The sequence below is a fragment of the Mycobacterium sp. E2327 genome (assembly GCF_001672675.1).
Classification (GTDB): Bacteria; Actinomycetota; Actinomycetes; order Mycobacteriales; family Mycobacteriaceae; genus Mycobacterium.
This window is the reverse complement of record NZ_LZKE01000258.1, coordinates 1-12,075: the sequence shown is the minus strand read 5'-3', so window position 1 is coordinate 12,075 and position 12,075 is coordinate 1. Positions and strand designations below refer to the sequence as shown.

At 60.4% G+C, this 12,075-nt stretch carries 8 protein-coding genes; 4 read left to right on the top strand and 4 right to left on the bottom strand.

Going from position 1 to position 12,075, the window contains the following annotated elements; genetic code table 11:
• Both A5712_RS29870 and A5712_RS29865 read right to left on the bottom strand, forming a co-directional pair.
• A partial coding sequence (locus tag A5712_RS29870) for a glycosyltransferase (protein WP_197519539.1) occupies positions 1-646 on the bottom strand: 646 nt, incomplete at its 3' end.
• A 189-nt stretch (positions 647-835) separates the two neighbouring features.
• Positions 836-1,759 carry a sulfotransferase family protein gene (locus A5712_RS29865; RefSeq protein ID WP_082973725.1) on the bottom strand — a complete coding sequence of 308 codons (924 nt, stop codon included), beginning with the start codon at positions 1,757-1,759 and terminating at the stop codon, positions 836-838.
• 621 nt (positions 1,760-2,380) lie between these two features.
• Here A5712_RS29865 and A5712_RS29860 point away from each other — a divergent pair.
• From A5712_RS29860 to A5712_RS29845, 4 genes are all read left to right on the top strand, one after another.
• Entirely contained in the window at positions 2,381-3,793 is a 1,413-nt protein-coding gene (locus tag A5712_RS29860; protein WP_068114222.1) for a hypothetical protein, read from the top strand.
• A 354-nt stretch (positions 3,794-4,147) separates the two neighbouring features.
• A complete protein-coding gene (locus A5712_RS29855) occupies positions 4,148-4,564 on the top strand; it encodes an MmpS family protein (RefSeq protein WP_068114225.1) in 417 nt (138 codons plus the stop codon).
• Positions 4,561-7,455, top strand: coding sequence for an RND family transporter (locus A5712_RS29850; RefSeq protein WP_068114218.1), 2,895 nt, complete (start codon positions 4,561-4,563; stop codon positions 7,453-7,455). Before A5712_RS29855 ends, A5712_RS29850 begins: the two co-directional genes overlap by 4 nt.
• Positions 7,456-7,598: 143 nt before the next feature.
• Positions 7,599-10,508, top strand: coding sequence for an RND family transporter (locus A5712_RS29845; RefSeq protein ID WP_068114216.1), 2,910 nt, complete (start codon positions 7,599-7,601; stop codon positions 10,506-10,508).
• A 166-nt stretch (positions 10,509-10,674) separates the two neighbouring features.
• Here A5712_RS29845 and A5712_RS32570 read toward each other — a convergent pair whose 3' ends face one another.
• Together A5712_RS32570 and A5712_RS29835 are read right to left on the bottom strand one after the other, a co-directional pair.
• Complete coding sequence (locus tag A5712_RS32570; protein WP_068114213.1) at positions 10,675-11,202, bottom strand: PE family protein; 528 nt, start codon at positions 11,200-11,202, stop codon at positions 10,675-10,677.
• Positions 11,203-11,518: 316 nt separating this feature from the next.
• Entirely contained in the window at positions 11,519-11,986 is a 468-nt protein-coding gene (locus tag A5712_RS29835; protein WP_231982284.1) for a hypothetical protein, read from the bottom strand.
• Positions 11,987-12,075: the final 89 nt, after the last annotated feature.

Genomic DNA, 12,075 nt, shown 5'->3' with positions numbered 1-12,075 from the left:
CTAGCCCGGGAAAGCACACTTCGTCGTAGGCCTGGATTTCCAGCGATCCTTGTTCGGCGATCCGCCTTGGCGCGGGGCCGGTGGCCTTCGGTAGGCCCAATTCGCGGCGCTGCGCGTCCTCGACCTTTTTCACCCCGCGCCAAACCAGCCACTCGTAGACCCTCATCGCTGAGCGGATTAACGGCGGTGGCAGCGTCGGAACGAGGCGGCCGTTGACCCGTATCGGGAACCAAAGCAGCGTGGCCAACGGGATGTCGCGATACTCCGCGACGCTGGTGGCAAGCTCTTGGTAACTCATGCCGGTCAACAGCAGGTCGGCCCCGTCCGTCACCGAGGTCAGCATCGTGCTCATCTCCGCCCAATACCGGGTGCCCGGTTCCCGAGATTCACGCAAAAACGCGCGCACATCCCGAACCCTCCAGAAGTTGCGGAAGAAATACGTCCAGAAGTTGCGCGTCGATTCCACCCACGCCTGGACATCCGGCCCGTAGTTGATCGCCGCGAGCCCCACTGCCTCGGCGAAGCCGACCAGGTCCGGCGAGACCGCCATGCAGACCTCGTGCCCGCGGCGCCGCAATTCGCGGCCGACAGCGACGCCGGGTTCGACATCGCCGCGAGTTCCATAGAACGCCAGCACAAATTTCATCGCGCGACCCTGGACCTTCACTTCCTGTACGTGTTCTGCGAAATGAAAAAACGGCAGACCGCGTCGTCAGCTCAGCCGTCCAGCAGTCTAACTCGACCCGGAGTAGCCTCGGGATGTCGTCGACCATTAGCGTTTTCGTGCAACGCTACGGACTTGTGAGTCTTCGTATTCCAATCATCGTCTCGGCCATTAGGCCCACGTCGAGTTGCGCCGGCGAGCGATCGCGTTGGCTTCAAGGAATACCTTCACCATCGATATCGGGACGAGCCGCCAAAGCCTGTGTAAGCGGTGGAAATCCTCGAACGCCGTCCGGAAACCGTGTTCGCTCACCCGATAAGTCTCGAAAACGCGATCCAGCGCAGACTGGTCAAGGGGATCGTCCCGCGCGGCCGCGCTCAGCGCTTCGTATGTCGCGGAAATCCAGTCTGAGCCAAGGAACTCATTCACCGGGCCGCTGTGCAGGTGGTGTCGGAGGGCAGGTGCGAGAAACTCATCGATTGCTGGCTCCTCCTGAGTGTCCAGATCGATCGCGAGCGCCGCGGAAATCCTCTTCATTTCGTGGCGCCAGTCGCTCATGAGGTTGGCGTATTCGACGAACACCCGCGGCAAGCCGCGCGTGTTCCGCTCTGCCAGCAGACTGTATTTCAGCCACAAAGCGCCCCCGAACTCCGGCGAGGTTCCAGCGGCCGCCGTAGTTGACTCGATGGACTCGTGCGGGTGGCGCACGGCAATCACGGCCATTGGGTCGAATCCGGCCTGACGCGCCGCCTCGAACCACATGCCAGACAGCACCGTTATCTTCGGGTCCTTGATGACCACGACCGGCGCGGCCGGCAACGTGGTGAGGTAAGCCCGGATCTTGGCGATGCAGGCCGCCTCCTCATTTGCATCGAAGGCACCTTCCGCCTGCAGGCGCAGCGTCAGATCAAAGCCGGCGCTGCGGTGGCGGCGCAGGAACGGTCCGTTGAGGTAGTGGGCTTCGCGCGGCTCCCAATAGCCAGCCGGATGCTTCTTGACCGCGCCGAATAGCCGGGGCGGGAGCGCGGCACCGCACAATGAGAGAACCCGCGTCAGCGCCGACGTTCCGGACCGGGCGAAACCTACCACGAACAGCGCGACTGGGCGGGCCGCAGTCCCGGACCGCGCTGCGGGGGTCACCAACGCGGCCTCGCGTTCGATACTGCGCACGACGCGGGGACGCGCTTGGCACGCCTCGCCGCGTCGACTCGATCGATCTGCGCCGCCGCCGGATGGAAAACAGACGGCTCCGCGACGCGCCTCCCGGCAATAGGGTGGAGCTTAATCACGACAACACTGTACGGGCGCAAGCTCTATCACGATGCACCGTTTCGAAATCTCGGGCGGCAAGAGCTCCAAGACTGATTTGCTGCGGTGTCCGCACACGCGGGCGACGTTTGGCCGGGCTCGCGAGATCGGTCAACAAATCGTTCAACCCTTGGATTCGACGGCAGGCGTCCAGGGTCGACAAGGGCGCACGGACAAAAGCTGCCCATCGTCCGACATGTACAGATGTTCCGGACCGGGCTTTTCAACAAAGAGATAAGTCTCGGCGCCTTATGTCGCCAAAAACGGTCGAGTCTTGGGGCTAATCTGCTGTGATGAACAGGTTCGACCGCGTCAAGGCCCGTGCCGCCATGCGCGGCGTCGTCCCTGTGACCAGGTGTACGCCCTATTGGGCGTCACGGGCGAACACTGTGGTATGGAGGGCGATTAGTGCCAGTCCGGATACTTCGCGCACGTGCATCCTTTCGCAACCGCGCATCCAACGATGATGCGCAACCAAACGATCGGCTCGCGTTCGTCGATCAAGGCTTCTTTGCCGGGCATCGCGCGACTGGCCAGACGGAAGTCATGCAGGTCGTGTGGGTCTACGAGCACGCTATCGACTTCGACGGGCTGAAACGTTTTCACCACAATTTTGGTTACGGGTTGTCCGGACGGCTTATCGAGCGGTCGCCGGTGCCGTTCGGCCGTCATCGGTGGGTCGTCGATCGGGGGCCAGCGGAGATACATTTCGCCGACCGCGCCCGCCCACGCGCCGATCTCAGCGACTGGGCGGACGAACGCTCACAAGTTCCCGTTGACCCCGAAGCGGGACCCGGCTGGCATATCAGCGTCCTTCCCCTGACGGACGGCTCGACGGCGGTCACGTGGGTGGTCTCCCACTACATCATTGACGGCGTCGGCGGTCTGGTCGCGGTCGCCGACGCGATCCTGGGCGCCAACCGCGACCTCGGCTACGCGCCGCCGCGCTCGCGGACCCGGTTGCGCGCGCTGGCGCAGGATCTCGGCCAAACCGCTCGAGACGCACCCGAGGTTGCTCGGTCGCTGGTCGCGTTGGCAAAACTGAGCCGCCGTCAGCGGCGCAACGCGGCCCCATCATCGCCAGCACCACGGGCCGTCGCCCGCCGTGTCGACGAGGGCGCGGACCCGGTCATCGTGCCGGGCATCGCGATCGTCGTCGACCTGGATCAGTGGGATGCCCGCGCGGAGTCCCTCGGTGGGACGAGCACCACGCTGGCCGCCGCGTTGGCCGCAAAACTCGGGGAGCACGTGGGGCGCCGACGGGCCTCCGACGGCGCTGTGACGCTACAAATCGTCATGACCGACCGCACCGACGGCGATACACGTGCGCTCGCGGTGTCGTTCGCCCGGGTCAGCCTCGACCCGACCGGGTTGACCACGGATCTGCGCGACGCCCGAGCCGCCATCAAGGAGGCGCTGAAGGCTCTGCAGAGTACGCCGGACGAATCTTCGAAACTGGCTGCCCTGTCCCCCTTTACCCCGAAGCGCACGTGGAAACGGGGAGTCGAGGTGCAGCTCAACGACCACGACATGCCAGTAATTTATTCCAACCTCGGCGACGCCGGCTCGGTAGTGAGCCGTGCCGACGGTACCCAATGCGAGCACGCCTGGGCGCGAGGGACGAGGCAACACGCAACCCGCCAGCAGCTTGAGCGAACGGGCGGCCACATGCAGGTGGTGTCGTGCCGCACGCCTGCGATCGGCAAGATTTACCTCACCATCGTCGCCTACCACCCCGGCGCTGAGAACACCAAACCCGCCATGCGCGAACTGGCTGCGCGCACACTGTCGGAGTTCGGCCTGACCGGTGAGATCGACTGACGACTCGTTCCCCGGCGCCTGCAACGCGAGCCAAAGCGGGCCGCCCCGAACCAATTGCTGAGGCTGTGACTGAGGTCGCTTCCGGCCCCCATACTGAGAACTTCCTTAAATCCCAGTCGGGCGCTGTTTGACTCCATTATGGTGTGCAACCGTAATTAGACTCGTGTCGGCTAGGGTGGTGCGGTGGTCTGGGGCAGTGTGCGCGTCGTTGAGCCGGCGCGGTCCGATATCGCCGTCGAGAGCGGCCACGATACTGGCCGACCGCATGACCCCCCACGTGTTATCTTCCGAGGCGCTCGGCAAGGTGTATCTGGAACAAGACGCCGAAATCCGGTACCCGTGATTTTCCGGTTTCTGAGGCGACTGTGGATCCCGATGGTCGTATTGGTCGTGATCGCCGCGGGAGGATTGACTGTGTCGCGACTGCACGGCCTGTTCGGGTCTGAAAAAAGCCCCTCGTATGCCGACACCAGAGTCGACAACAAGCCGTACAACCCCCAGCACTTGAGGTACGAGGTCTTCGGACCACCAGGGACCGTAGCCTTGATCAGCTATTTCGACGAAAATGGTGCCCCGCAGCACGTCGACGGGGTAAGCCTGCCATGGTCATTGGAGTTCGCGGTCACCGCGGCAACAGGCATGGGAAGTGTCGCGGCGCAGGGTGATAGTGACAGTATCGGTTGCCGCATCGTGCTGGACGGCGTGGTCAAGGCGGAAAACGCTACTCACGAAGTGAGCGCCTTTACGTCCTGCATGCTGAAGGCCTCATGAGCGACCGTCGGCTGCAGAACAGTCGGCCATTGGTAGCGCGGACGATTCATCGATTTTCGGTCGTCATAATCTTGGCGTGGTTGGCGATCATCGGTTTTCTGATCATCTGCATCCCCTCATTGGAGCAGGTCGAAGCCGAGCATTCGGTCTCCGTGAATCCCACTGATGCGCCGTCCGTCACGGCAGCACAGCGGATGAATGACGACTTCAAGCCAACTGGCCAATCTGGTCAAGCTCCCGAGGGTTCCGGCAATGTGGCGATGATCGTTTTGGAGGGTCAGCAACCCCTCGGCGACGATGCCCACAAGTACTACGATCGCTTGATTTCTCAGTTAAGGAACGATCCGAAGCATGTTCGACGCATCCAGGATTTCTGGGGTGACGAACTAACCAGAAGCGCCGCGCAAAGTACCGACGGTAAGGCCGCATATGTTCAAGTGATTCTCGCGGGTAACTCGAGCCAGACTGCGGGCAACGAATCGATCGAAGCAGTTCAACATATCGTCGAGCGGACGCCGGCACCGCTGGGAGTCAAAGCCTTTGTCACCGGGCCTGCGGCGATCATTGCGGATATGAGCCACAGTGGTGACAGGACGGTTGCCACAATCACCGCGGTAAGCATCGCCGTGATCTTCATTACGTTGCTTCTCGTCTACCGCTCGATCATCACCGTAATTCTGTTGTTGCTGGTGGTCGGCATAGAATTGCAAGTGGCCCGGGGAGTCGTTGCATTTATTGGCAATCACGGGATGATCGGTCTCACCACCTTCGCCGTTAATCTGCTGGTATCCCTCGTGATCGCGGCTGGAACCGACTATGGGATATTTTTCATTGGGCGGTATCAGGAGGCGCGTCAGGCCGGCGAGGACCCGGAAACGGCTTACTACACAACGTACCGCGGGGTGGCCAAGGTCGTCGTGGCATCAGGTTTGACAATCGCCGGAGCGCTTTTCTGCCTGGTCTTTACGCGACTGCCCTCTTTCTACGTGCTGGCCGTCCCGTGCGCGGTGGGCGTATTGGTCGCCGTCGCGGTCGCGGTCACGCTGATTCCGGCAGTTCTTACCGTCGGGACCCGTTTCGGTATGTTCGAGCCCAAGCGTAAAATCAACGTTCGCGTATGGCGACGGGTGGGCACGGCGATAGTTCGATGGCCCGCGCCCATTCTCGTCGCGACATTGGCGGTCACGCTCGTCGGACTGTTGACGCTGCCGGGCTACACACCCAGCTACAACGATCAGAAATATATCCCCAAAGATATCCCCGCAAATTTAGGATATGAGGCCGCAGCGCGTCATTTTCCCCCGTCGGCAATGATGGCACCCGAGGTCCTGTTAGTCGAGACCGATCACGATCTGCGCAATGCGGCCGATTTTCTGGTGTTGGAGAAACTGGCCAAAGCAGTTCTCGCCGTGCCGGGCATTTCGACGGTGCAGGCCGTAACTCGGCCTGAGGGAACCCCGATCAAGCACACGACGATCCCGTATTTCCTCAGCATGCAAGCCGCCGGACAGCAACAATTCCTCACTTTCCAGAAGGAGCGGATGAAGGACCTGCTCAAGCAGGCCGACATGATGACGGACGCGATCAACGTCACGCAGCGCCTTTATAGTCTGACAAAGCAAATAGTCGCCACGACGCATGACGTGGTCGCCAACACGCATGAAGTGCAGGCACTCACAAACGAGCTGCGAGATCACATTTCGGATTTCGAAGATTTTATCAGACCTCTCCGCAGTTACTTCTACTGGGAAAAGCACTGCTACGATATTCCGGTTTGCTTGTCGCTGAGAAGTGTATTCGATTCGATCGACGGTGTTGACGCGCTAGCCGATAATCTGGGCCTGCTGCTAGGAGACCTCGATCAGATTGACGTGCTCATGCCGCAGGTGGTCGCCCAGTTCCCGGAGATGATCGCGATCTTGCAGAGCTCGCGGACCATGCTGCTTACCATGCATAGCACCATGTCCGGGGCCCTCGGGAACATGGCCGACAACGGCAGTAATGCGAACGCTATGGGAAAAGCGTTCGACACCGCCAAAAACGATGATTCTTTCTACTTGCCGCCGGAAGTTTTCAAGAACAAAGACTTCCAACGAATCATGAACCTATTCTTGTCGCCGGACGGCAAGGCCGTCCGCATGCTCATTTTGCAAAAGGGCGACCCTGCGTCGTCCGAGGGCATTTCGCGGGTCGACGCGATAAAAAGCGCGGCCGAGGAGGCGCTCAAGGGAACTCCGCTGGAAGAATCGAAGATTTATCTCGGCGGCACCGCAGCGGGTGTGCGGGACATGGTGCGGGGTTCGACATACGATCTCATGATCGCGGGAGTCGCTGCGCTCTGCCTTGTCTTCATCGTCATGCTGATCATGACACGAAGTTTTATTGCCGCCTTGGTTATCGTGGGTACCGTATTACTTTCGCTGGGCGCGTCTTTCGGACTCTCCGTGTTCGCCTGGCAGGATTTGCTCGGCATACAGATACACTGGTCGGTGCTCGTGATGTCGATAATCGTCCTTTTGGCGGTGGGGTCTGACTATAATTTGCTGCTGGTAGCCCGGGTGAAAGAGGAAATAGGCGCCGGCATAAACACCGGCATCATTCGCGCCATGGGTGGCACCGGCAAAGTCGTGACGAACGCGGGTCTGGTATTCGCATTCACCATGGGGTCCATGCTGGTCAGCGACCTGCGCACCATCGGTCAGGTGGGGACGACAATCGGTCTGGGTTTGCTGTTCGACACGCTGGCCGTGCGCGCGTTCATGACGCCGTCCATCGTCGCGCTGCTGGGGCGGTGGTTCTGGTGGCCGCAACAAGTGCGCCCCCGCCCCGCAAGTTCCTTACTTCGGCCCACAGGACCCCGGCCGTTGGTACGTGCCTTGCTGCTGAGGTAGCGGCAGTCAGTGGCGGACTACCAGATCAGGACAAGGTCGGCAATCGTGGAGAGCATCGTGGCACCGGGCAACAGCGCAAACAACGGCTGCCGCTTCGAGGCGCACGGTACGGGTGCGTTTGCCGTCTGCGCATTGAAGGCCGCATGAGCACCGGAAGCCCTCGGCCGCCCTTTTTTGCGTGGACAATCCGCAGGCTTTCACTGCTCATCATCCTGACATGGGTTGGCTTGACGCTGGTCGTGACGTTTGCGGTTCCTCCGTTGGAGCGGGTCGGCGAAGAGCACTCCGTACCGCTGGCCCCCCAAGACGCACCGTCGGTGCGCGCCATGACCAGCATGGGCCAAGCCTTCAAGGAGTCCGATTCGGACAGTTTCGCGATGATCGTGCTGGAGGGACAACAACCGCTCGGGGACAACGTTCGTACCTATTACCAAAAATTGGTTCGTGAGTTACGAAACGACACGCGACATGTCGAACACGTGCAGGACTTGTGGGGAGATCGACTCACAGCAGTGGGCGTGCAGAGCCCCGACGGCAAGGCCGCATATGTGCAGTTGAATTTGGCCGGCAACCAAGGCACCACCCTGGCGCAGGAATCCGTGACGGCGGTCCGGCAAATTATCAAGCGGACGGCGCCTCCTCCGGGTGTCGAGGTCCATCTCACCGGCCCGGCAGCGCTCATCCCGGACATGGTGCGCAGTGGCAACGATTCCCTCCTGAAGATGACCCTGATAGCCGGCGCGATCATTTTCGTGGTGCTCCTATTCGTCTACCGTTCAGTCACCACTGTGGTCCTGGTGATAATCGGAGTTGGGGTCGAAGTAGGTTCGGCCCGAGGGATCATCGCGTTTCTCGCCGATCACAACATCGTCGTGCTCTCGACGTTTGCCATCAATCTGCTGGTGGCTCTCTCGATGGCGGCCGGAACCGATTACGGGATATTCTTCTTCGGTCGTTATCAAGAGGCCCGTCAGGCTGGCGAGGACCCCGAAACGGCCTACTACACCACCTACCGCGGGGTCGCTCCCGTGGTCTTGGGTTCCGGTTTGACGATCGCCGGAGCAATGTTGTGCCTGAGCTTTACCCGGATGCCAATTTTTCAGACCATAGGTGTGCCTTGCGCTGTGGGCATGCTCGTCGCGGTCGCGGTCGCGCTCACGCTGGTTCCAGCAGTTCTGACCGCCGGAAGTCACTTCGGGCTATGCGACCCCAAGCGCAGGATCGCACAACAACGATGGCGAGGAGTCGGCACAGCGATTGTCCGCTGGCCCGCGCCCATTCTCGTCGCAACATTAGCGGTCGCGCTGATCGGCCTGGTGACGCTTCCGGGCTACAAAACGAGCTACGACGACCGATCTTATCTGCCTAGAGACCTTCCGGCTAATTTGGGGTATGCGGCCGCCGATCGCCATTTCTCGCAATCACGAATGTTGCCCGATATTCTGATGATCGAAGCAGATCACGATATGCGCAATCCGGCTGATTTTCTCGTGCTTCACAAACTAGCCAAGGCGATTTTTCGGGTTCCAGGGGTTTCTCGGGTACAGGGCATAACCCGACCCGAGGGAACACCGATTGAACACACTTCGATACCATTCTTGATCAGCATGCAAAACGCGTCCATGTTACAAAACATGGAGCTCATAAAACCCCGTATCAATGACATGCTAACTGAGGCGGAATCGCTTGCTAGACAAATTGTGATATTGAAGCACCTATACGCATTACAGCAGCAGATCACGGCCGTTACTCACCACACGGTAGGTGTAGCGATAGAGCTGGAAACCCTCGTGGATGAGGTAGAAGATCACATCGCGGATTTCGACGATTTCTTCAGGCCAATTCGAAGTTACTTTTACTGGGAAAAGCACTGTTACGATATCCCAATATGCTGGGCGTTTAGATCGATATTTGAGCTATTCGACGGTCTCAATGCGCTTCACGATAAATTGCAGATTATCGTGAAAGGCGCGGTGAAGCTGGACGAGCTGGCGGCGGCGCTACTCCCGCTGACCCCGCAACTGATCGCGATCGCGGAGGCCACCCGCGCAATGTTGTTGACGAATCACAGCACCATGTCCGGGCTCCTTGGTGAGCTGGACGGAGCGAGCCAAAACGCCACCGCCATGGGGCAGGCGTTCGACGCGGCCAAAAACGACGATTCCTTCTATCTTCCGCCCGACGTCTTCCAGAACACGGACTTCCAGCGCGCGATGGCCTCCTTCGTTTCTCCTGACGGGAAAGCGGCTCGATTTATCATTTCGCATAGGGGCGATCCCGCGACGCCCGAGGGTATAGCGCGGATCGATCCGATCAGGACAGCAGCCGTAGAAGCGCTCAAGACGACTCCGCTGGAGAGCGCCAAGATTTCTATCGCCGGCGCCGCGTCGACCTACAAAGACTTCCGCGACGGCTCGAAATTCGATCTGTGGATCGCGCTCGTCGGTGCGCTGTGCCTTATCTTCGTCATCATGCTCGCCCTCACGCGAAGTTTTGTGGCCGCCCTGGTTATCGTGGGGACGGTGCTGCTTTCATTGGGCGCATCGTTTGGGCTGTCGGTGCTGGTTTGGCAGTATATTCTGGGCATCAAACTGCACTGGATGGTGCTTCCGATGTCCGTGATCGTCCTTTTGGCGGTAGGGTCCGACTACAACTTGCTTCTCGTAGCCCGGATGAAAGAGGAGATAGCGGCCGGCATAAAAACCGGTATCATCCGCGCCATGGGCGGTACCGGTAAGGTCGTGACAAACGCGGGGCTGGTGTTCGCCTTCACCATGGCCTCGATGATATTCAGCGACTTGCGGATTATCGGCCAGCTCGGTACCACGATCGGCCTGGGCCTGTTGTTCGACACCTTGGTCGTGCGCTCGTTTATGACACCGTCCATCGCCGCGCTGCTAGGACGTTGGTTCTGGTGGCCGCAGAGAGTCCGCCCGCGCCCTGCTAGTTACATGCTTCGACCTTACGGGCCGCGTCCGCTGGTACGGTCCTTGCTGCTAAGAGCGGACGACCCGGAGGCTGTCACAACCGCACTTCCGAGGCTGCCGGTCTAGCCTGGCATTCGCCCGTTAACAGCGCTGGACGCGAGCCATTTGCAATGACATCGAAAGACGGATTTTCGCGCCACACGGTTTAGCGCCGACGGAAACCCGCCCTAGGACTACACGATTGAGCTAGTATTCCAGTTCTACGATGGCCGACCGAATCGACAAAGTTTGATTATGGAATCGGGATCGTTACACCCGCATATTTCAATATTAATTCTTCCACGCCGATCAATAAAGCCAGCGTCAAATACGCCAGAACAAGTGCCTCATATCCCGTATATGGGACAAGTAGAAATGCTTTCGCCAAAAAATTAAAAGATCCGGTAACCTGATTAAAGACGTTTGTTATCTGGTTGAGGAACTGGGCTGGCATGTCGATTAAACTCTGAATAATCGAGCTCGGATCCAACGACGCGGCATTGACGGCCTCTGCGGCCGCGTAGGCGCCGCCACCCGCAGTCAACTGCTGCGCGAACTGCTCACCGAACGCCGACGCCTTACCCACCAGCCCCTGGAAGCTCTGGGCGGCCTGGGAGAACACCTGTGCGATGGCCGCCGACACCTCATCGGCCGCCGCGGGTATCACCCCGACGGTCGGGGCCGCTGCCGCCAGGTGTGCCGCGCTCAGCGTCGAACCGATACCAGCCACATCCGCTGCCGCTGCCGCCATCAACTCCGGCGCCGCCATCACGTACGACATATCTATCCTCCAGCCGGTCACTGGCGACCCAGCGGTGAAGCAAGAAGCATGGCTGGGTGACGCCCGTCACGGAGATTACACACAAGTACAACGGCGCGGGGCAGGTTCCAGTGATCGCGACGAAATAAAACTTTCCGCATGTTTTGGAGCCTTCCCCGGGGCCGCCGCATTGCTATACGCCGCAAGGGCGCGCCGATGGAGTCGCTTCCGAAACCGTCCCGGTTGGCTTCGATAAGCCACAACTTCATCGTCGGCGGTCGGGCCCCGGCTGACGGGATTGCGGCGGCGTCGCCGCCCCGCCGCGCGGCCCAGAACCTCAGCTGGCGTCGCGCAGCATCGGCTGCGCCGTCGAGGTCAACTCGACAACCACCGTCGCCTCAGCAAACAGATCGACGGCGTCGGCGATGGTGCGGTCGACGAAGGAAGCGAACTCCTCGAACGAGATGCTGTCCTGGATCCAACGGGACCTGCGGGCCACGAGGCCGACGCGTTGCGGGTCGGAGCAACCGTGCACGATCGCGGTGACTTTGCGGTTCTGCTTGTTCCACGTGTCAGCTAACCGGGTGAGCCAGGGGCGGTCGGCGGCGCGGAAGGAGCCCGCCGGAGAGATCCCGATGACCAACATGTCGCCGAACGACCGTGAGATCTCGAGGTGGATGTGCAGCCGCCCCGAATCGGCGTTGGCGACACAGAAGTATTCGCCGTCGTGCTCGCCCTTGAGGAACTGCAGGCCGCAGGTGCGTACGTAGCGGTCGATCAACTTGGCGCAGAGCGACTGACTCATCATGAGGTAGATCCTGCGGCCTGCGACTTTGAGGACCCTTTGAGCCGAGCTAACCGGCTTCGAAGAATCTACTGAGAATTCGCTGAGTG

Coding starts and splice junctions, on each gene's coding strand:
- A5712_RS29835 (WP_231982284.1), bottom strand. CDS start 11,986: ATGAGTCAGTCGCTCTGCGCCAAGTTGATCGACCGCTACGTACGCACC.
- A5712_RS32570 (WP_068114213.1), bottom strand. CDS start 11,202: ATGTCGTACGTGATGGCGGCGCCGGAGTTGATGGCGGCAGCGGCAGCG.
- A5712_RS29850 (WP_068114218.1), top strand. CDS start 4,561: ATGAGCGACCGTCGGCTGCAGAACAGTCGGCCATTGGTAGCGCGGACG.
- A5712_RS29845 (WP_068114216.1), top strand. CDS start 7,599: ATGAGCACCGGAAGCCCTCGGCCGCCCTTTTTTGCGTGGACAATCCGC.